At 48.1% G+C, this 20,322-nt stretch carries 18 protein-coding genes; 12 read left to right on the top strand and 6 right to left on the bottom strand.

The annotated features are described in order from the left end of the window. The first annotated feature begins 50 nt into the window (after positions 1 to 50). From CWB98_RS12925 to CWB98_RS12945, 5 genes are all read left to right on the top strand, one after another. On the top strand, positions 51 to 257 hold the full coding sequence (locus CWB98_RS12925) for a PspC domain-containing protein (RefSeq protein WP_138545250.1): 207 nt from the start codon (positions 51 to 53) through the stop codon (positions 255 to 257). A gap of 9 nt (positions 258 to 266) precedes the next feature. Next, positions 267 to 590 carry a hypothetical protein gene (locus tag CWB98_RS12930; RefSeq protein WP_138545251.1) on the top strand — a complete coding sequence of 108 codons (324 nt, stop codon included), beginning with the start codon at positions 267 to 269 and terminating at the stop codon, positions 588 to 590. Between the two features lie 139 nt (positions 591 to 729). After that, positions 730 to 1,242 (top strand): copper chaperone PCu(A)C, encoded by a 513-nt coding sequence (locus CWB98_RS12935; protein WP_138545252.1) that lies wholly within the window; start codon positions 730 to 732, stop codon positions 1,240 to 1,242. A 32-nt stretch (positions 1,243 to 1,274) separates the two neighbouring features. After that, entirely contained in the window at positions 1,275 to 2,249 is a 975-nt protein-coding gene (locus tag CWB98_RS12940) for a DUF2333 family protein (RefSeq protein ID WP_138545427.1), read from the top strand. Between the two features lie 4 nt (positions 2,250 to 2,253). Continuing rightward, a complete protein-coding gene (locus CWB98_RS12945) occupies positions 2,254 to 3,015 on the top strand; it encodes a TIGR04219 family outer membrane beta-barrel protein (protein WP_138545253.1) in 762 nt (253 codons plus the stop codon). Between the two features lie 46 nt (positions 3,016 to 3,061). Here the strand turns inward: CWB98_RS12945 and CWB98_RS12950 are convergent, their stop codons facing one another. Then, positions 3,062 to 3,631 (bottom strand): hypothetical protein, encoded by a 570-nt coding sequence (locus CWB98_RS12950; protein ID WP_138545254.1) that lies wholly within the window; start codon positions 3,629 to 3,631, stop codon positions 3,062 to 3,064. Between the two features lie 244 nt (positions 3,632 to 3,875). Between CWB98_RS12950 and CWB98_RS12955 the strand changes: the two genes are divergently transcribed. Next, entirely contained in the window at positions 3,876 to 6,530 is a 2,655-nt protein-coding gene (locus tag CWB98_RS12955; RefSeq protein WP_138545255.1) for a TonB-dependent receptor, read from the top strand. Positions 6,531 to 6,597: 67 nt separating this feature from the next. Here the strand turns inward: CWB98_RS12955 and CWB98_RS12960 are convergent, their stop codons facing one another. After that, on the bottom strand, positions 6,598 to 7,476 hold the full coding sequence (locus CWB98_RS12960; protein ID WP_138545256.1) for a TIGR03899 family protein: 879 nt from the start codon (positions 7,474 to 7,476) through the stop codon (positions 6,598 to 6,600). Between the two features lie 2 nt (positions 7,477 to 7,478). Then, complete coding sequence (locus CWB98_RS12965) at positions 7,479 to 8,003, bottom strand: hypothetical protein (RefSeq protein ID WP_138545257.1); 525 nt, start codon at positions 8,001 to 8,003, stop codon at positions 7,479 to 7,481. Between the two features lie 184 nt (positions 8,004 to 8,187). On the opposite strand from CWB98_RS12965, the gene CWB98_RS12970 reads away from it, so the two are divergent. Next, on the top strand, positions 8,188 to 10,374 hold the full coding sequence (locus tag CWB98_RS12970; protein ID WP_138545258.1) for a bifunctional diguanylate cyclase/phosphodiesterase: 2,187 nt from the start codon (positions 8,188 to 8,190) through the stop codon (positions 10,372 to 10,374). Between the two features lie 63 nt (positions 10,375 to 10,437). Then, positions 10,438 to 12,627 (top strand): YgiQ family radical SAM protein, encoded by a 2,190-nt coding sequence (locus CWB98_RS12975; RefSeq protein WP_138545259.1) that lies wholly within the window; start codon positions 10,438 to 10,440, stop codon positions 12,625 to 12,627. A gap of 43 nt (positions 12,628 to 12,670) precedes the next feature. On the opposite strand, the gene CWB98_RS12980 is transcribed toward CWB98_RS12975, so the two are convergent. The 3 genes from CWB98_RS12980 to coaBC form a co-directional block, all read right to left on the bottom strand. Next, on the bottom strand, positions 12,671 to 15,430 hold the full coding sequence (locus CWB98_RS12980; RefSeq protein ID WP_138545260.1) for an alpha/beta hydrolase family protein: 2,760 nt from the start codon (positions 15,428 to 15,430) through the stop codon (positions 12,671 to 12,673). A gap of 151 nt (positions 15,431 to 15,581) precedes the next feature. Continuing rightward, a complete protein-coding gene (gene slmA / locus CWB98_RS12985; RefSeq protein WP_138545261.1) occupies positions 15,582 to 16,172 on the bottom strand; it encodes a nucleoid occlusion factor SlmA in 591 nt (196 codons plus the stop codon). A 156-nt stretch (positions 16,173 to 16,328) separates the two neighbouring features. Further along, positions 16,329 to 17,528, bottom strand: a complete 1,200-nt coding sequence (coaBC, locus tag CWB98_RS12990; RefSeq protein ID WP_138545262.1) for a bifunctional phosphopantothenoylcysteine decarboxylase/phosphopantothenate--cysteine ligase CoaBC — start codon at positions 17,526 to 17,528, stop codon at positions 16,329 to 16,331. A 160-nt stretch (positions 17,529 to 17,688) separates the two neighbouring features. Here coaBC and radC point away from each other — a divergent pair, with 160 nt between their 5' ends. The 4 genes from radC (at position 17,689) to CWB98_RS13010 (ending at position 20,315) form a co-directional block, all read left to right on the top strand. Continuing rightward, positions 17,689 to 18,363, top strand: coding sequence for a RadC family protein (gene radC / locus CWB98_RS12995; protein WP_138545263.1), 675 nt, complete (start codon positions 17,689 to 17,691; stop codon positions 18,361 to 18,363). 278 nt (positions 18,364 to 18,641) lie between these two features. Continuing rightward, positions 18,642 to 18,878, top strand: a complete 237-nt coding sequence (rpmB, locus tag CWB98_RS13000) for a 50S ribosomal protein L28 (RefSeq protein ID WP_010383680.1) — start codon at positions 18,642 to 18,644, stop codon at positions 18,876 to 18,878. Between the two features lie 12 nt (positions 18,879 to 18,890). Then, positions 18,891 to 19,046, top strand: a complete 156-nt coding sequence (gene rpmG / locus CWB98_RS13005) for a 50S ribosomal protein L33 (RefSeq protein ID WP_005493124.1) — start codon at positions 18,891 to 18,893, stop codon at positions 19,044 to 19,046. A 378-nt stretch (positions 19,047 to 19,424) separates the two neighbouring features. Then, positions 19,425 to 20,315, top strand: coding sequence for a TauD/TfdA family dioxygenase (locus CWB98_RS13010; RefSeq protein ID WP_171045646.1), 891 nt, complete (start codon positions 19,425 to 19,427; stop codon positions 20,313 to 20,315). Positions 20,316 to 20,322: the final 7 nt, after the last annotated feature.

Raw genomic sequence — 20,322 nt, forward strand, 5'->3', positions numbered from 1 at the left:
AACTCAGATGCCAGATGGGCACGAATATAGCAGCAATGAGGAGAACTCTGATGACAGAACATGACACTTATTACAGCACGACACGTTCGCAGCAGCCCCGTAAAAAAATAGCGGGGGTGTGTGCCAATTTAGCCAAAAGACTAGATATGCCAACCTGGTTGGTTCGCCTTATCACGGTTTTATTGGCACTTAAAGCCCCGGTTGTAGTGCTGATGGCGTACTTTATTGCCTGGATCGTACTGTCGGAGCGTTCCTGAGGAGGCATCATGAAAGCGGCATTTATCTTACTGGTTGGTTTAATTGTGTTATCGGCATTATCCTGGCTGTCCTCACCCCTTGCCTGGCTCAGTGTTCCTGAGGTGGTCACGGATGTGAGTTGGGTAGGGATCGAAATGCTCAGCCTGTTTGTGGCTATGATTGCCGTTTTTGCCTTTCTGGCATTGCTGAGCATAGGGTTGTTCGGCGTGATATTAGTAGTGCTCATTGGGCTAGTATTGGCACTATTGTTTAATTCGATTCTTATTGCCGTTCCTTTGTTGTTCTTGATTGCCATCGGTTGGCTTGTGAGTGACAAAGAGGTACTTTGTTAAACTGGTTAGTCGGGTATTTTGCATTTCAGAATGACCCGGCTGAGCAGCTTGTCGGCTGTAAAGAAATGGTGATGAAAGCGCAGTAAACTAAGGGCAATGTGGTATAGTTAACGGACTATACTCAACAAGGAAAGCGCTTATGATCAGAAATTTAGCCTTCTTTATGCTGTGTTCATTGCCCTGGATGTCGCAGGCTCACTCCGGCCACACACATAGCGAACCTCACCAGCATGTTGATGCCGAACAGGCGCCCGTGACATTAACGCACGCCACTATCCGGGATTTTCTGCCCGCTGCTAAGTCAACTGCGGGATATTTTACTTTGTCCAACACCACCAAGCAGGCAATGACTTTAGTTAAAGCCGAGATTGAAGGACTGGGGAGAGTAGAGATCCACGAACATGTGCATGCCAACGGTATGATGCGCATGCAGCAGATAGATAAACTGGAGATTGCACCTGGTAGCGAGGTTAAGTTTAAGCCTGGTGGATATCACCTGATGGCGTTTGAGCCGACAAAACCATTAAAAGTGGGCGAAAATCGTAAACTTACACTATATTTTGCTGATGGAAATCGCGTCTATGGTCTGATTGAAGTGATTTCGCTTAAAACGCAGATGCATAACGCGCACAACGGACATCAGCATCACTAGGAGTCTTGATGGATCACAATACACACAATCACATGGCTAAAGTCTGGGTCGTTTTGGTTACTGTGCTGGTGCTGGGCTACGGCCTGGCAGTATATTGGAGTGCCGAGCCGGACCAGTTCGATGTGGTCGGCAAAGCGAAAAGTCATGCTGAGCAATCAAACACCCAGCTGGTCACAGGTTATGTGACCACGCACGCCTTGATCACCGTGTCGCAAACTTTGCTCGACAAACCGGGTGGTTACTTATCTAATGATGTCCTGCCTCCCAGTGTGATGATGGATAATATGCCTGCCTGGGAGTATGGCGCTCTGGAAATGGTGCGTGATATGGCTTTGTCGATGCGTAAGGATTTCAGCCGTTCACAATCGCAGTCTACGGAGCACCCCAGTCTTAAGAAAGCGCAGCCACAGTTTAACATCAGCTCTACGGCTTGGTTGTGGCCAAGTGCAGAAGGGGAATACCGCACTGGTATTGCACACCTAAACGACTACTTGCTGCAGATCTCCAACCCTGTTGATCAGAGCAGCCAGTTTTATGCCCGAGCAGACAACCTGAGAGGGTGGTTAAAAGAGGCCGAGAAGCGTCTGGGCAGTCTAAGCCAGCGTCTTAGTGCAAGTGTCGGGCAGGACAGACTGAACACCGACCTAGCAGGTGACAGCGCCGCTAATCAGGCAACTTATGCGGCGAATCACCACGAAGTCAAAACCTCATGGTGGAAAATCGACGACGTTTTTTATGAATCCCGCGGGGCTACATGGGCCTTGTTACATTTTTTAAGAGCGGTTGAATACGATTTTGCGGATGTGCTTGAGAAGAAAAATGCAAAAGTGAGCCTCCAACAGATCATTCGGGAACTTGAAGCCACGCAAGAAACCGTGTGGAGCCCTATGATTTTAAATGGTAGTGGTTTTGGATTGGTGGCCAATCACTCATTAGTGATGGCTAACTATATTTCTCGAGCCAATGCGGCTCTTATTGAACTCAGTGAACTTTTAGCGCAAGGATAAATAAATGAAAAAGTACTGTTTAGCGGCAGCGTTATCTCTGGCCTGCCTCGCACCTGCGGCACAAGCAGACACCCTATTAGGTTTGTACCTAGGTGGTGAAGCTTGGGGAGCAGAACCAGAGGGGAGCTTTGCGAACAAGGGTAATCAGCAAGACTTTGACTTTGAAAAGAAGAACTTTTCGAGCTTCTATGCTGCACTGGAACACCCAGTGCCGTTGGTTCCTAACGTCAAGCTCAAGTATACCGAGCTACAACTTGATGGTTCTGCGGTACTGAATGAAACCTTCGACTTCGGTAACAAGAGCTTCACCGTCGGTGGAACGGTTAACACTGTGGGCGACCTTAACCATATCGACTATATCTTGTACTATGAGCTGTTCGATAATGACTTGGTGTCCTTTGATTTCGGTCTGAATGCCAAGCACTTTGACGGCGATATCAGCGTAACGGGTTTTGCTAATGGTGAAGCCACAACCGAGACTGTTGACTTTTCGGGGTTTATTCCACTGGGTTATCTGCGAGGTGAGATTGGTCTGCCGCTTACAGGCTTGAGCGTCTTTGCAGAAGGTAGCTTGCTGGCCATCGACGACAGTAAAATCCAGGATTTCCAGGTAGGTGTCGCGTGGGAATTCATTGACAATATGGCGGTCGATGTCGCTGTACGTGCGGGCTATCGCTCTATGGTGGTAGAGTTGGACGATGTGGACGATATTACTACCGATTTGGATGCATCGGGACCGTTCGCGGGACTACAGGTTCATTTCTAACCACTTTAGCATCAGAGCGGCAGCAGCTCGCTCTGATGCTGACTTTCTACAAGCCAACGCCACAGCGGTGTGGTTGGTTTAAACAACTGATTTTATAGGTCTGGGTGACTTCATCATAGTATCCATCATTGTCAATAGCCCTGACTCGGATGTTAATCGTTTGGTTGATAGTACCTACATAGTATGCTCTGTCTGCATCCATGTTGAAGCCAGTTAGTTCACTGTCATTCACCCATACCCTATGTGATACCACACGTCCGTCTGGATCATGACTTTTAAACAAGATATTGACTAAATCTACGTTGTTATTCACTGATATTTTGGCATAAGGTTTACGATCACACACGCGCTTGGTCACATTTTCATAATGAGAAAATGGGACCGTAGCGTCACAGGAAAAGCTGCTGCTCCCCCTTTGTTCATATATAGTATGCCACCGGACTGGCGTCGCCGGGATATACCGAGACAGTGTGTATGCTCCCACTTCACATGCTGCCCAGCCCTCGTAAATGGCCTGCTTACCTACTGTTTGTGTCCGGCAATTGACCTGCTCGCCACCAGCATAGCCAACACCAGAAACTAGACCCAAAGTTATTAAAATGGCTAATTTATTCATTTCATTTCCTTATTCTTAACTGAATTATTTTCTCTATACCCACTGTATTCTGTGGTACTTAAAGTTATCAAGTCGTGTTTTTTTGTAAACTTGTGTGTTTTCTTTATTTGTTTGTGAATCGCGTGTGTTTGTGTTAATAAATGTGTGTTGGCCCCAATCTTGGGATCAATCTGCGCACCTTGCCGGTTAAGTAGTACGGACAACTTAAAAACATAACGAAAAGTTAGTATTCAGGAGTAAGGAAATGAATAAGAATAAACTGCTGCGCGCCGTGCAGTATGCCATTAGTGGCTCCGTATTGGCTAGCAGTGTAGTCGCCCTGCCGGCACTGAGTGAAGAAAGCAGTGCTGATGTCGAGCGCATTGAAGTTACCGGGTCACGGATTAAACGCCATGACTTGGAAAAGTCAGCCCCAGTCTCCATTGTTGATGCCGCTCAAATCGAGATTTCTGGTGTTGAAAATGTGGCTGATCTGATCAACCGCTTACCTGCTATTACCGGTATCACCAATACCACTCAGGCTGGTAGTGCCACATCGAGTATTAACCTGCGGGGCTTGCCCGGTACAGCTACCCTAGTCTTAATCAACGGTCAGCGTGCCGCGAATAACGCCTCGGATGGCGAAACAGTCGATATTAACAGTATTCCGCCTTCAGCTATTGCGCGCATCGAAGTCCTTAAAGATGGTGCGTCGGCCATTTATGGTTCCGATGCTGTTGCCGGGGTAGTGAATATTATTCTTAAAGAGCGTTATGAGGGCTTTTCGGTCGACGTGAACAAGTCGGTGTCAGAAGAAGATGGTGGCGACTCTACCAGCATGAACTTGCTGTTTGGCGGTGCTTCAGACAAGGGCTCCTTTGTGATCGGTGCCAACATTTATAAGCAGGATGCGGTGTATTCTAGGGATCGCGATGCGACTCGGGTTACGCCATTGAAAAGCTCGGCTATCCCATCTGGGCGAGCAACAATCACTGGTTATAAAACCAATGCGGATAATAGCTTGGTATTTACCGGTGATGAAACAGATGTTTCTATCATAACACGGGTTAATTCCGCTACGGACTTATCTGGTTATTTAGGTGACTGGGAAGGCTACAATTATCAGCAAGTCACCTCAGAAGTCCCCGAAAACAAGCGTTTTTCTATTTACGGCAGTGGCACCTATGAGCTGAGCGATGAGCTGATTGTAAAGGGGGAATTTATCCATTCAGACACCGAGGTGTTTGAAACATGGGCTTATGCCCCGATTTTCTCCGCCTCTGAGGTAGGGGACGTATCATGGAAGGCAACCAACCAGTACAATATTTTTGGTCAAGATGTGCTGGACTGGCGCCGTCGTATGACCGATTCCGGTGAGCCGCGCTTCTTTGCCCATGATACCCAGTTTGACCGCATTGTGCTGTCACTCCAGGGCAGCTTTAACGACAACTGGCAGTGGAGTGCAAGGGCGCTGGGCTCACAGAGCCGTTATCACCAGATTTATGTTAACGTAATCAACAAAGAGCGTCTGAAACTGGCCGTGGGTGATCAAGATATTTGTGCCAAGGTAGAAGGATGTGTACAAATGGATCCTCTGGCGCCTGCAGGTGGTTTAAGTGAAGAGCAATGGCGCTATTTACTGACTGACGTTCAGATGGCTGGCAAAGCCAATGTCGAGTCTTATCATTTTGATGTTAATGGCGATTTATTTGAGTTGAGTGCCGGGGCTGTCGGCTTTGCTGCTGGGGTGGAATTCAGAAACGAACGTTTTGACAAACAACCGGATGGCCTGATTGAAAACTTTGGCACCATCGGTGGCGTTAACCTCAAGGCCACAGAGGGCAGCCGGGATGTCAGCGAAGCCTATGCAGAAGCGTTAATTCCTGTGACGGAGAACTTTGACATTAATCTGGCGCTGCGTTACTCCGATTTCAGTGATTTTGGCGATACACTAAACCCAAAAATTGGCTTTGACTTCAACCCTATAGAATCTGTAAAACTGCGTGCGACCTACTCGACTGGATTCCGAGCGCCATCTTTGCAGGAACTGTATCAGGGAGAGTCGGAGGCATTTAACTTCCTGGCAGATCCCTGTAGTGCAGACAATGCTGGTTCTACACCGGAAACAAAAGGCTGTGTTACTCAGTCAGATCCGACTGTGATTCAGTTCCTTGCCATTACTTCGGGTAATGCTACAAAGCTCGAAGCGGAAGAGTCAGAGAGCTTTACGGCCGGGGTGGTATGGAGCCCGACGGTGGATAATGACTTCAACATCCGTCTGGATTACTTCAGCATCACGCTGGAAAATGCTATTGATAACCCCAAACAGTATTTTATCGACAAGAATGCGGCGGGCGATACAGAGCTTGGCAATCGCGTCACCCGAGATGCCAATGGCAACATTAAGCGCATTGATGTCACTTATCTAAACCTTTCTGAACGAGAAGTCTCTGGTTTTGACCTAGGGGTGAATTATGCGCTGGACACCAGCATAGGTGGATTTAACTTTGGCGCTGAGCTGTCCTGGTATGAAAAGTACAACGATCAGGCGCACCCAGAAGCACAAGTTATAGATCGGGTTGGTACTTACGATAACGGCTCAAACGCCGGATTATTGCCTGAATACAAGCTATCGGGTTTTGTCACCTGGAAACAGGATGATTTGACTATTGACTTGCGTACCCAGTGGATGGATGAAGTGGAAGATCTGGGTAAAGCGGATACCATGATCGATTCTTATACCCGTTTTGATGTCACTGCTGCGTATAAGTATCAGGAAAACTGGACCTTCTCAATGGGGATTGACAACTTGTTTGATGAAGAACCGCCGCAGGTCGTTACTGTACCTTCTGGCATTGAAGGCAATACTTATGACATCACAGGGCGCAGTGTCTTCTTTAAGGTGAAGTACGAGTTGTAACCCAACTTGTCTGGCTCCTAAACTGGGGCCGGATTCACTCTCCAAATCCGGGCTCCCGTATGGGAGCCTAGTTCCAGTGCAATGTAAACTCTTCTTCTAGCGCTTTACCAAGCAGTTGTCTGTAGGTTTTGTTGACAGGTGTATTGATGAGCTTTTTTAGCTCATCTCCGGTTTGAGTTAGCTTGTAATAACTGAGGACAAGATCGTTGCTGTTGGCCTCAATAGAAAGGTGTTTACCTTGGTATGCCAGCGTCATAGACTGACCTTTTTGCAGGTTTGCCGATTCAATTTCCTGGCGGTAGATCAGGTTTATATCCATCAGAGTCAGAATATGTGGAAAACTCAACCCCGCCTGAGCCAGGTTAAGCGACTCTTTTGTCCCTTTTCTGAGTAAATCAAATAGCGAAGGCTTTTTATAAAAGCCAAGTAAAATCAGGTAACTGTCTTCTTTTTCCAGGTAACCACACAGTGACGCACAGCGTTGTAATGCATCCGCTTCTTTTTGTGTCATCTGCTTCAGGGTCTGTAAACTTTTTATTGAAAAAGTACCTGGTGAAATTGATTCTCCAACCAGTATTTTCGCCCATAGTTTTTGCATTGCGCTGTTGGCAATGTCTTCGGCAAGCGCAATGAAGTGCTCCAGCCAGTCAGGATCTGGGCGTCCCCGGCTGGTGACATCCGGACATAAGGTGAGTGACATACCCATAATGGATTCAATGTTGCGTTGCTGGGCAATGCGCTGTAGCTGACTTCGCTTAAGTGCGCGTTTTAGTATCCCATGCTCGCTACGTACAATAAATTGATTCTGATTGGGATTAGGCGTGTTTGCAAAGCGCCGATCTTCGGATTGAATCGCGGCTTTAGGCTGTTTGATCATGGCGTAGCCGAGCTTTTCTTCTATCAGAAGTGCCAAGCTTGAGCGCGCCTGAGCATTTTTTATGGTCATACCTATCCCTGTCTGTGTAATTTTAATTGGCTGACAATTTGATTCATCATCATTTTTAGCTGCTGCTCAATATAATAAGCAGCAAAACGAGCGTACAGGCCTCCAACCAAGGGCGCGTGGTTTTCACCTTTGGCACTGAGTTTTACCACCACGCTTTCTTCTTGCTGACTCACAACAAGTTGAATGTGTGCAACGTGTTCGGTATCAAATCTGATTTGTACTGTCACACCTTGCTCATTCAGGCTCAATACAGTTATTTCGGCTAGTCCCCAGGGGTGAACCAGTTCACCATAGCCACCTATCTGCTGAGCCTGAGTCAGAAAAGACAGCTGTAAGTCAGATTGCGGCGTCAATAATCCTTGCCAATTCGCTACGTTTAAATAGCGCTTTGCAGTTTGTATATCTTGCACAGCGATTGTTTGCTCTGCCTGGGCCTGATAGCGAGAGGGAAGCAGGGCGGTTAGTACAACCAGGCTGAATATAAAAACGAGGCCGAATAGAAAAGCTCGGAAAATAGTTGCTGTCATAACTTGCTTTGAGCCGCTATATTATTTAGTTAACGAGCACAAGTAGTTGAACATCGACTATAATATTACTTGAGTGTTAACGGGTATGGATCTTGATAGTAAAAACCTATCATAATTTATAAGAAAACACATAGGCAAATATGCCATGTGCGCAGAAACTAAGTAGTTGAACATAAGGTTGATGATGGCGTCAGAACAAGAAGAGTTTTTGTTTGCGGATCAAGACTCAACGCATGACTCACTAGAGACGGTCAGCGCGTATTGGGATGTATTGGTTGTGGACGACGATCCAGAGATTCATTCCGTCACTAAGTTGGCCTTATCCGGTGTTGAGTTTTGGGGACGTGCACTGAAGTTTCATCATGCTTACTCCGGTAAAGAGGCGCTTGAAGTCCTAGCGCATAATCCTGAAATTTGCATCTTACTACTTGATGTTGTCATGGAAAGTGACGACGCAGGTCTGTCTGTGGTTAAAAAAGTCCGCGAAGAGTTTGGTAACTATGCGGTTCGGATCATTTTACGTACGGGTCAGCCCGGCTATGCACCGGAAGAAAAAGTCATTCGAGAATATGATATCAATGACTATAAAATGAAAACTGAGCTGACGCGCGGTAAGCTGGTCACATCCCTGTTAACTGCCATTCGCTCTTATCAACAGATCTGTGAATTAGAGCAACAGAGTCTGGCACTGACCAATATTCTGGAAGCCTCTCATGCCATTTTAGGTCACACAGATATGCCTTCATTTGGCTTGTCTGTGGTGAATCAGCTGGCCAAAATCCTCGGCTCAGAGCCACATGGTTTGGTTGCCGGTGCGATTGAAAAAGACGCCAAAGTGATCGTCTTTGGTGGTACTCAAACTTATTTATCTAACATAGGACAAGGCCTTGAGCAGGTTGACAATGGCAGGGTGATTATGCAGGTGCAAAATTGCTTTGATATGGATGCGCATCAGCAAACCGACCATGACGTGACTTTCTTATTACAAGGCAAAAATCGCCGTGCAGCCATTTATCTTGAAGTGGCTGAGCCGCCGAGCGCTGCGCAAATGCAGTTTGCTGAAATCTTTTTAACTAATGTCAGCGTGGGCCTGGACAATATTAAATTGATTAACGAGTTGCGTGATGTTGCCTATAAAGATGCGCTCACTCGATTACCAAATCGGGCAAACTTTGTAGATCAAATCGCGCAATATTACAAACCTGATCTCGATCAGCTGGTGTTTGTGTTGATTGATATCGCTCAATTTTCAGATATCAACAACGGGTTGGGTCAGGAAGTCGGCAACCTTTTACTGCTGGCTGTAAAAGAACGGTTGCAGCAAGAGTGTCCGCAAGGAGAGTTGCTTTCGCGTATTGGTGCCGATGTCTTTGGTGTGTTGTTACCAAAGCATGGGTTTGATGAAACCCTGTTCCTGGATGCGCTCACTGTACCTTATCAGGTTGGCGAGCATGTACTGACGATGCATTTTCATATTGGCGTGTGCTGTCAAAGTGACTTTTCGCCACAGGGCCTGGAGACTCTGAAGCTGGCTTATATTGCTCTGAACCAGGCTAAACAAGCAAGGCAAACACTCAATTGGTACAGTTCAGATCTGGAAGAAAAAATGGCCTGGCGATTAGGGCTCATTCGCCAGCTAAGACAAGACTTTGAGCTAAGAAAACTTGAAGTTTGGTACCAGCCACAGCTGTGTTTACAAACCATGACGGTGATAGGCTGTGAGGCTCTGCTAAGGTGGCCCACCGGAAAAGGAGACTATATCTCTCCGGCGGTGTTTGTGCCCTTGGCTGAGGATGCGGGCTTGATTGTCGAAATTGGCCAGTGGGTGCTGGAGCAAGCCTGTAGTATGCAAAAGCAACTAAGCTCGCTTGGCCATGATATCAGTGTGGCGGTCAATGTCTCTGTGCCACAATTTAAAGTGGCCAATTACGCGCAACAGGTTAAACAAACCATTATGGAGCACGATGTGCCACCTGAGAAGATTGAACTTGAGGTCACCGAAAGTGTCGTGATGGACGAGATTAACACTGTGGTGCACACACTGAGTGAACTTAAGTCCTTCGGCGTTGAGGTCGCGATAGATGACTTTGGTACAGGGTTCTCGTCATTGAGCTATTTGCAAAAATTACCCTTAGCTCGACTTAAAATTGACCGTGCCTTTGTAAAAGGGATCCCTCAGGAAGACTCAGGTGCCATTGCTGAATTGGTGATTTCGCTAGGTCGTCACCTTGGCCTGAAAACTATTGCCGAGGGCGTGGAAACACAGGAACAGGTTGATATTCTGCGGGCATTAGGCTGTGATGAAGTGCAAGGGTTTTTCTTTGCCAGGCCGATGGCACAAGATGACTTGCTCGCATATTTGAAAAGCTAGTACTGGGAAGCTGTGGTGCTTTTCAGTATAATCCGCTTCTTTTTTCAGCATTGAGCCGTCATCATGAATGCGTTACAGGCAGAGCGCCCGCTTTTTTCTTATCCCAAGTATTGGGCCGAATGTTATGGTCCCGCCCCGTTTTTACCCACCAGCCGTGCAGAGATGGATGCGCTTGGCTGGGACAGCTGTGACATCATAATTGTCACAGGGGACGCTTATGTCGATCACCCCAGCTTTGGTATGGCGGTGATCGGGCGAGTATTAGAAGCACAGGGGTTTCGGGTTGGGATCATTGCTCAGCCGGATTGGTCGAGCAAAGACGCCTTTATGAGCCTGGGTAAGCCCAATCTGTTCTTCGGGGTGACAGCCGGTAACATGGATTCCATGATCAACCGTTACACCGCAGAAAAGCGTATTCGTCATGATGATGCTTATACACCTGGTAATGTGGGTGGTAAACGGCCCGATCGTGCCGTGGTGGTATATAGCCAGCGTTGTCGTGAAGCCTACAAAGACGTACCTTTGGTGATAGGTGGCATTGAGGCGAGCCTGCGCCGAATTGCCCATTATGATTACTGGCAGGAAAAAGTACGCCGCAGCATTATCTTTGATGCCAAAGCGGACTTGCTGATTTACGGGAATGCTGAACGCCCGCTGGTTGAAGTCGCACATCGTATCGCAAACGGTGAATTAATCGAAACCATACAGGACGTGCGTGGTACCGCTGTGATCCGTAAGGAGCCTTTGCCAGAATGGCGCGGTAGCGACTCAACGGCGATCGATAAAATAGGTAAAATCGACCCGATCCCTAACCCGTATGGGGCCGATGATGTGGGCTGCAGTAAGTCGGAATTTGTTCAGGCTGAAAAAGAACAGAGTGCAACACAGGCGCAGCCCATTGTGGTGCAGCCACCCAGGCTCAAACCTTGGGAAAAGGTCTATGTGAAGCTGCCAGCTTATGAGCAGGTTAGCGTAAACAAGCCGCTGTATGCTCATGCATCGCGGATCTTGCATCAGGAAACCAATCCAGGCTGTGCTCGGGCACTGTTTCAGCGCCATGGCGATCGCAGCGTATGGGTCAATCCACCTGCCTTTCCGCTGGAAACCGAGGAAATGGACGAAGTATTCGGGTTGCCTTATCAGCGTGTACCGCACCCCAGTTATGGCGATGAGAAAATCCCGGCCTATGACATGATAAAAACATCCGTGAACATCATGCGGGGCTGTTTTGGCGGGTGCAGTTTCTGCTCAATCACAGAGCACGAAGGGCGCATTATTCAGAGTCGCTCCGAGCAGTCGATCATCGATGAGATTGAACAGATCCGCGATAAAGTTCCAGGGTTTACCGGCGTGATTTCCGACCTGGGGGGACCAACGGCCAACATGTACAAACTGCGCTGTAAGAGTAAAAAAGCAGAAAGTACGTGTCGTCGTCTTTCGTGCGTGTACCCGGATATTTGTAAGCATATGGACACAGATCACACGCCAACCATAGACTTGTACCGTAAGGCCCGGGATGTTGACGGGGTGAAAAAGATCCTGATTGCTTCAGGTGTACGCTATGACCTGGCGATAGAGGATCCACGCTATGTTAAAGAGCTGGTGACACATCATGTTGGCGGTTATCTTAAGATTGCGCCTGAGCATACTGAGCAGGGGCCACTGTCGAAAATGATGAAGCCAGGTATGGGTACTTACGACAAGTTCAAAGCGCTATTTGATAAGTACTCCAAAGAGGCGGGCAAAAAGCAGTATCTGATCCCTTATTTTATCTCTGCGCATCCGGGCACCACGGATGAGGACATGGTCAATATGGCGCTGTGGCTTAAAGCCCATGACTTTAAGCTGGATCAGGTGCAGAACTTCTATCCGTCACCGATGGCCAACGCAACCACCATTTATCATACCGAGATGAATTCGCTGCGTAACATTAAAAACAACAAAGAAGTGGTGGCTGTGCCAAAAGGGGCTAAGCAGCGCCGCCTACACAAAGCCATTTTGCGTTATCATGATCCGGCTGGCTGGCCGATGATCCGTGAAGCGCTGAAGAAAATGGGCAAGGTAAACCTGATTGGACGCGGACCACACTGCCTGGTGCCTGAAGCTGGTCGCAATGAAGGTAAGAGCACTACCCGACGTAAGCCAGGCACGAAAGCACTGACCCGCCACAGTGGCTTTGGCCAGTTTAATCAGGCCAATACCAAGCCCAGAGTAGGTAAGAATAAGCCTTCAGGCCGTAGCGCCAAACGCTAGTATACTGAGTAAGAAAAAGCCGCTGTGTAGCGGCTTTTCTAGTTTAGTTACTGATTTCTTTACGGTAGGGGATCCCTGACTTGATCCAGTCTGCAGCGGGTTTGCCCATCAGATAGTGATCAAAGTAGTCCTTCATCCGGATGGAGTAGTCGACCTGGTTCGGGAACTGTTTCAGGTGGTGTGGCTCGCCTTCGTACTGCAAGAAGATCGCCTCTTTATTGTGACGACGCAGTGCCAGATAATACTGGATCCCCTCTTGCCAAGGTACCGCGCCATCTTTATCACCAAACATCAACAGAATAGGTGTATTCACCTTGTCGGCATAGAACACCGGTGAGTTCTCTATATATAGCTCAGGCGCTTCGGTGAGTGTTTTTCCAATCCGGCTTTGTCCGGTCTCATACTGGAACTGGCGTGCCAGGCCCGACTTCAGACGAATGCCGCTGTAGGCCGAGGTCATATTAGATACGGGTGCACCGGATACCACGGCTTTAAACATATCGGTTTGCGTGACGGCAAAGGCACTCTGATAGCCCGCCCAAGAGTGTCCCTGCAGACCAATTTTGCCAGGATCAGCCACACCCAGATCAATCAGCTTTTGTGCAGCATTGACTAATGTCTGCGTAGAGGAGCGACCCGGATAACCGATTTCAAACCGAATATCAGGCAGGAATATGGCGTAACCATTGGAGGTGAACATCGGCAGGTTTGGTCTGTGGTTTAGCACCATATGTGGAAAGTCGTACATGCGTTGGCTCATGTATCGATAAAAATAGAATACCACAGGGACTTTCTGGCCGGGCTGATAGTTAGCAGGTTTGATCAGCACCCCCTGTAATTGCTCACCATTGTATCCCTGATATTGCACCAGCTCCGGTTTTTGTCCCCAGGCAAAGGTACTCAGCTGAGGGTTCAGGTTGGTAATTTGGTTGCGTTTATCAAAGGTGCTGTCTGTGTGCCACAGGTCCGGAAATTCGTGATAACTCTGTCTGGTAAACAACAGCGTGTCTGCCTGCTTCGCTTTTTCTATCAGGCTGTACTTGGCTTCACCGGAGGTTAGAGTGGTTAGCTTGCCTGTTGCCAGGTTGAGTTTTGCAATGTGCGTTTGCTTGTTTGCCAGATTATGAGCTGAGAGATACACCTGCTCATCTGCAGTAAAGCCGACAAAGTCTTTATCCAGCTTGATAACCCGGTATTGTGTCTGGTGCTCCTTGCCTTGTGTCAGGCGTGTGCCCTGACCTGTTTTAGCATCAAACGCCCAGATATCGAATTTACTGTAGGCGTATAGTGTGCCGCCGTCTTGTTGCCAGCCGGCAAACCCATAGCCTGGGTTAGGCTCTGGGTAATCATGGCGATCATCTCCAAACAAGGCATCGCGAATGGCTTTGCTCACGGCCGTTTCTTTTTGCGCATGTAAGTCTTTGAGCCAAAGCTGATCATGCATAAAGTAAGCGGCGTGCTTGCCGGTGGGTGACAAGGTTGGGCGATTGGGCGCTTCTTTGACAATGAAGCTGCGTGCGCCAGTGGCAACCTGAACAGCATAATAGTCCGCATAGAAGCCCTTATACATGATCTGTTGCAGGTAGGGCTGGTCATTGCTGGCAAGCAGGAAAGTTGCTTCACGGTTGAGTGTGACATCACGGGCCGTTTCATCACTGAGCTGCGCAACACGTTGACTGTTCAAGTGGTACACCGCCTGGTAATTGCGATCACGATTTGTCTCTTCCCAGGTTTTGATCTCTCGGGGTTTGATCTGGGCGTCATTATTATGCCAGACCTTAAGTCCTGACTGCGCCATAATGGTATCCAGATCTGTCAGTGACGCCTGATCCTGATATTTTTTCTCAACCGGCTTTGGTGCCAATAGCGGGCGGTTTTCAAAGTAAAGTCGCTCGCCTTGTTCCGACCAGCTTAGTGCTGCTGATTTTGCACTGTACCAGCCTGGTGGTTGTGCGACCTCTGTCAAGCGGTCTACTTTGGCATCCCACAATCTAATCTGGTAAGCACGGCGGCGCGTATCGTCGTTGACATAATTACCCTGAGTAAAGGCCACCAGTGACGAGTAGGGGTGCCAGGCGATATGTGACAGGGTTACACCTGGTTCATCTATCAGCACACTGGCCTGAGCGCGAGCAAGGTCAAAGTACTGTACCTGATTGTCTGCGCCGTCATCACTGTGTTGGCTCATGAGTACGCCGTATTCTGCGGGGCTCAATGCATAACGGCCAACCTGCTCAAATCGGTGCTGCTGATCTGAGGTTAAGTCCACAATAACCAGTGGATAGGTTTTGTCTTTCTTATCGGCAGGGATTTTTGCGTCGTCGCTTTGCTCTGATTTTTCTGACGGCTCGGGTTTTACATCCTGGCGGTATGCCAGCCAGCGGCCATCGTCGCTCAGCTGATAGTCTTTGACCGCATCAAAGGTACGTTGTTCGCCTGTGAGGGTATTGACTAGTACCAGCGCACGTTTGAGTTCTTTACGGGCTTTTTTATCAGACGTTTCTGACGTCAGCAAGCTGGGGACTTGCGTGAAAGCAGCCCAGTTAGCGGCGCGATTAAGTTGAGCTTTGGTACCACGTTCAACGCTGGCAATCAGTCGGTTGGTTTTGAGGTCATAAACCTGGCCTGTGCTATCACCACGGTAGGGCTTGGCGCTGAGCGCAACAAAGCGTCCGTCTTCTGACAAGACTCTGCCTTGTGCATATTTAAAGTCAAATACATCACTAAACTCCAGATTGGGTTTAGCGGCCAGTGCAGAAGCGGAAAACAGCGCGGCCGTAAGTAAAGATTTAGCAAACGTCATAATATGATTCTTGTTCGATAGGAGTTGTAACTTTGTAACACTTTTATCTGGGAGACAAAACTGTGCTGCGTTGGGTGTGAGGAAAAACTGGATAAAGCCAGGCGGACAAGGCCCGCCATACAAACCACAAGTTAAAAACGTCAGGCACGCCTTATGGCAACCAGATACGCTGTAGCTCTTGCCAGTGACTGCTGAAGTTCGCTGCGGGTTTGGCTTTGAAGTCACTGCGAACAAACTGGTTCATTTTGCCTTCCACATAGGCCAGGAAAAAGTTTGCCAGGGCGGCTTCATCGCTGGCAAAGGTTTTGCCTTCGCGTAATTTGCGCTCCCGCAGTACTTGCTTGAACTGCGTCTCAAGCTTTTCAAACAAACCCTGTACACGCTCTCGTAATCGTTCCTGTTCACCCTGCAGTGCATCGCCAGTCAGAATACGGGTGATCCCCGGGTTTTTCTCGGAAAAGGTGAGTAACAGCATCAGAATGTTGTATACACGGCTTTGCGTTTCTTTCTCATTTTCCAGGATCAAATTAATGCGAGACAGTAAGGTATCTTCGATAAATTCGATCAGCCCTTCAAACATGCGGGCCTTGCTGGGGAAATGACGATACAACGCAGCCTCAGAAACACCGACTTCCGTCGCCAGCTTGGCGGTGGTAATACGCTGCCCGGGACTGGTTTCAAGCATCTGCGCAAGGGATTGAAGTATTTGCTCTTTGCGATTACTGCGTTTAGTCGCTGGCATGAGATTTCCTTTATGATTATCGTTATTTTAGTAGGAGCGGGCCCGTGAGCAGGCAGTCGTTACGCACACCTGAACGATTGCACAATGGGCCCTGTACTCAATTATCTGGCCATGTTAATGCTTTATTCAGCTTCTTTCCAGTCTTTTAACATGAACTTAATTAAGTTTACCCGCAATTGCTTTGACGACAGTAAGCGCTAACTCTGACTTGCTTGCCAGCGGTAAAGATTGTTGTTCCTTGTCCCAGAACAGGGTAAGTGCATTGTCATTGGCATTAAAACCAATCCCTGCCTGGCTCACATCATTCGCGCAGATCATATCTAACCCTTTGTTTTTCAATTTACCTTGTGCATATTGTGCGACATCCTGAGTTTCAGCGGCAAAGCCAACGGTATAGGGTCGCTGGGCGGTCAGCGCGGCAACATCGGCGATGATGTCGGGGTTCTTCACCAGCGTCAGCGTCATCTCGTCGCCCTGCTTTTTGATTTTTTGTTCGGCAATATCGGCAGCACGATAGTCCGCAACCGCGGCGCAGCCAATAAACACATCTGAGCCGGGTGCCAGCGCCAGGGCGGCTTGATGCATATCTAATGCACTGCTCACTGAATGGACGTCACAACCCCGAGGGGGAGTGAGCGTAACCGGACCTGAGATGAGGTTGACTTTGGCACCCAGTGCCAGTGCCGCCTCGGCCAACGCATATCCCATTTTGCCTGAGCTGTGGTTGCTAATATAGCGCACCGGATCGAGTGCTTCACGTGTGGGTCCCGCGGTGATGGTGACTGTTTTACCAGCCAGCAGCGGCACTTCGGGGGTGAGAGTTTTGAGTGCCAGTGACACCAGTTCATTAGGCTCCAACATACGGCCTTTTCCAACATCTCCACAGGCCTGCTCGCCCTGACCGGGCCCCCATACTGCAACACCTCTGCTTGCCAGTGTGGCGAGGTTACTTTGGGTGGCAAGATGCGCGTACATTTGCTGATTCATAGCTGGCGCAATGGCGACTTTAGCGGGGGTTGCCAGCAATAAGGTGGTTAGCAGGTCATCAGCGATACCGCTGGCCATCTTGGCGATGATATTGCTGCTGGCCGGGGCAACCAAGACCAGGTCAGCCCATTTGGCCAATTCAATATGACCCATGGCGGCTTCCGCTGCCGGGTCGAGCAATGAATCTGCAACGGGCTCGCCGGATACAGCCTGCATAGTCAGCGGGGTAATAAATTGTTTGGCTGACTCTGTCATCACGACTCTGACTTCACAGGCCTGATCTTTTAACCGTCGTACCAGTTCGGCACATTTATAGGCGGCGATTCCGCCGCTGATCCCCAGAAGAATACGCTTGTGTGTTTGGCTCATGCTCGGCCCCTGCAAATTGAAACTAGCGCTAAGATAGCATAGCCCGCCTGTGGTTTTGAATTATTCTGCTGCCCGTCTACACTCAGATCATCACAGTGACGTGATGATGAGCAATTTGCTCCCCTGTTCAGCACATTGACTTGGTTAACAAGGAGGAATTATGCAACTGATGGCAATACCGAAAGCACAGCGACCAAGAGAGCGTTTATTAAAGTGTGGCGCGGGATCACTGAGTGATGCCGAATTGCTGGCTATTTTTCTACGCACGGGTGTGGCTGGCATGAATGCGATAGAGCTGGCTCAGTCTTTAATCGAACAAAGTGGCTCGTTACACAATCTGATGAATGTCACCCTGGGTGAGTTCTGCGAATATAAAGGGGTCGGCGAAGCCAAATATGTTCAGTTACAAGCCGTGCTTGAGCTGAGTCGACGTTATTTGTTGGAAGAAGTGGTACGTGATGCGCAGTTTGGTTCGCCTCAGGCGGTCAGTGACTACCTGAAAATTCAGCTCAAAGGGCTGCATCATGAAGTCTTTATGGCGCTGTTTTTAGATAATCAGAATCGCCTGATCCGCGATGAAATTTTATTTTCAGGGACCATCAATGCCGCCAGTGTCTACCCTAGAGAAGTGGTCAAAGCGGCACTCAAATATAATGCGGCGGCTCTGATCTTTGCCCATAATCACCCATCAGGTGTTGCCGAACCCAGTGAAGCTGACAGGTTGATCACCAATAAGTTGCAGCGCGCGCTGGCTCTGGTGGATATTCAGGTACTGGATCACATGATAGTGGCAGGCAGTTGTTGCCTCTCATTTGCACAAAGAGGGCTGATATAGCGCCCGATTATGCGCTATTTGATTGGTTTTACCCCGCTTTCCTAGCATAAATTAAAAATAGTTTAATTTAAATGCAGTTTTTACTTTCCTAAGCGGCCATGGATCATTATAATTGGCCGCTATCAAATTTACCCATGAGCTGATTAGGATATCATCAGATCCTTGAACTCTGCCTGTAAATACTGTATAAAGAGCGCCCTTTGATTTTACCCAGGGCAAACAGTTTGAAGGCCTAAGGGGAAATTAAGCTCGAGCGAAGTTATTGGAGATATATAGACATGTCTAAAGTCTGTCAAGTTACAGGTAAGCGCCCGGTTGTTGGTAACAACCGTTCACACGCGCGCAACGCAACTAAGCGTCGTTTCCTACCTAACCTGCAAACACACCGTTTCTGGGTTGAAAGCGAAAAGCGCTTTGTTACTCTACGCACTACTACTAAAGGTATGCGTATCATCGATAAAAAAGGCATCGACGCGGTATTAACTGATATCCGTGCTCGCGGCGAAAAAGTATAAGGAGCTTAAATCATGCGTGATAAGATCCGTCTAGTTTCTACTGCTGGTACTGGTTATTTCTACACTACCGACAAGAACAAGCGTAACATGCCTGAAAAAATGGAGATCAAAAAGTACGATCCTAAAGTACGTAAGCACGTGATCTTCAAAGAAGCGAAAATCAAGTAATTCGCTTTCAGATTCGAAAAACCCGGCTCCGGCCGGGTTTTTTATTGCCTGTTTTTTGCCATGCTACTTTTCTTACTCATACCTACCTGTTTGTTAATTAATACCAATTTGCTTAATTAAGTGTTCTATTTTGAGGCGAGAAAATATGGTCGATAACAAGGCAAAAATTTTGCTATTTAGTTGTTCTAAATAAGAAATTTTTAACGCCGTTAGCGCCATATTAGCTCCGTCAAATTGAACATGTATTAAGTGAAATTGGTATAGGGCTTTTAGCCTGGAACTCCCACCTCTTTGAGACCTACCTGTTTAGTTGGACAGTTATTGCTTGTCAGGCAATCCCTTAGGCTATCTCCGATCGAATTCAAAAAGGAGATGGTAATGAAATATACACTGAAAACTCGGGAAAAAGGGGAAATCCAAATAGTCGAGGCGAATGCTGCACTGGGCTTGGATGCGTTGACACGAGAAGATGTACTGGAATTGGTGAAAGCCCATGGGGCGGTTTTATTCCGTGGTTTTGACACCACTCTGGATGCATTTTCAGCCCTGGTTTCCCGTGCCAGCGACAAAGTGACACTGGACCCCGCACGTAAGCATTTTTCTGACAATGCACAGCTGGTCGATGCCGGAACTGATCCGGTCGGACTGCACTTAGAAAATGGTAATGCGCCAAACCTGCCGGATCTCGCGTGGTTTTACTGTAAAAAAGCGGCGAAACGAGGCTCTCAAACAACTTACTGCGATGGCTATAGCGTGCTGGATGACCTGGATCCGGCCTACAACCAAGACTTTACTAAGCGACAAATCAAATATGCACGCCATTTACCGGAAGCATTATGGAAAAAGTATACGCTCAATGAAGTGGATGGTCTGGAGCGTATTGAGCAAGTGACCTTTGAGCACTTACAACAACTGGCTGCACATAATCCGGGTCAGACTTTTACCTTGCTTGAAGAGGGGGTGGTGTACTCAGAGCTGGTTGTGCCTGCAATCCGCCAGTCTAAGTTTAGTCAGGTTAAAGGGTTTGCCAATAGCTTGCTCGGTCCTTCCTATAACTACGAACCACCTAAGATCACCTTTGGGGATGATCAGAAAATTGATGAAGCTGTCTGGCAGCACATTAATGAGGTCACCGAAGCCCATACCAAAAACATTGACTGGCAGGATCATGATGTCGTGGTACTCGATAACACTCGGGTGATGCACGGTCGCCGCGAAATCATCGACACCGATCGCGAGTTATTCAACGCGCTCAGTTATGTGGCATAGGAGTGAA

It is taken from the genome of Pseudoalteromonas rubra (assembly GCF_005887115.1).
GTDB classification, from domain to species: domain Bacteria; phylum Pseudomonadota; class Gammaproteobacteria; order Enterobacterales; family Alteromonadaceae; genus Pseudoalteromonas; species Pseudoalteromonas rubra_F.

Bases quoted from the DNA above. Each gene is read 5' to 3' on its own strand.
- CWB98_RS12925 (WP_138545250.1), top strand. From the start codon at position 51: ATGACAGAACATGACACTTATTACAGCACGACACGTTCGCAGCAGCCC.
- CWB98_RS12930 (WP_138545251.1), top strand. From the start codon at position 267: ATGAAAGCGGCATTTATCTTACTGGTTGGTTTAATTGTGTTATCGGCA.
- CWB98_RS12935 (WP_138545252.1), top strand. From the start codon at position 730: ATGATCAGAAATTTAGCCTTCTTTATGCTGTGTTCATTGCCCTGGATG.
- CWB98_RS12940 (WP_138545427.1), top strand. From the start codon at position 1,275: ATGGCTAAAGTCTGGGTCGTTTTGGTTACTGTGCTGGTGCTGGGCTAC.
- CWB98_RS12945 (WP_138545253.1), top strand. From the start codon at position 2,254: ATGAAAAAGTACTGTTTAGCGGCAGCGTTATCTCTGGCCTGCCTCGCA.
- CWB98_RS12950 (WP_138545254.1), bottom strand. From the start codon at position 3,631: ATGAATAAATTAGCCATTTTAATAACTTTGGGTCTAGTTTCTGGTGTT.
- CWB98_RS12955 (WP_138545255.1), top strand. From the start codon at position 3,876: ATGAATAAGAATAAACTGCTGCGCGCCGTGCAGTATGCCATTAGTGGC.
- CWB98_RS12960 (WP_138545256.1), bottom strand. From the start codon at position 7,476: ATGACCATAAAAAATGCTCAGGCGCGCTCAAGCTTGGCACTTCTGATA.
- CWB98_RS12965 (WP_138545257.1), bottom strand. From the start codon at position 8,003: ATGACAGCAACTATTTTCCGAGCTTTTCTATTCGGCCTCGTTTTTATA.
- CWB98_RS12970 (WP_138545258.1), top strand. From the start codon at position 8,188: ATGGCGTCAGAACAAGAAGAGTTTTTGTTTGCGGATCAAGACTCAACG.
- CWB98_RS12975 (WP_138545259.1), top strand. From the start codon at position 10,438: ATGAATGCGTTACAGGCAGAGCGCCCGCTTTTTTCTTATCCCAAGTAT.
- CWB98_RS12980 (WP_138545260.1), bottom strand. From the start codon at position 15,430: ATGACGTTTGCTAAATCTTTACTTACGGCCGCGCTGTTTTCCGCTTCT.
- slmA (WP_138545261.1), bottom strand. From the start codon at position 16,172: ATGCCAGCGACTAAACGCAGTAATCGCAAAGAGCAAATACTTCAATCC.
- coaBC (WP_138545262.1), bottom strand. From the start codon at position 17,528: ATGAGCCAAACACACAAGCGTATTCTTCTGGGGATCAGCGGCGGAATC.
- radC (WP_138545263.1), top strand. From the start codon at position 17,689: ATGCAACTGATGGCAATACCGAAAGCACAGCGACCAAGAGAGCGTTTA.
- rpmB (WP_010383680.1), top strand. From the start codon at position 18,642: ATGTCTAAAGTCTGTCAAGTTACAGGTAAGCGCCCGGTTGTTGGTAAC.
- rpmG (WP_005493124.1), top strand. From the start codon at position 18,891: ATGCGTGATAAGATCCGTCTAGTTTCTACTGCTGGTACTGGTTATTTC.
- CWB98_RS13010 (WP_171045646.1), top strand. From the start codon at position 19,425: ATGAAATATACACTGAAAACTCGGGAAAAAGGGGAAATCCAAATAGTC.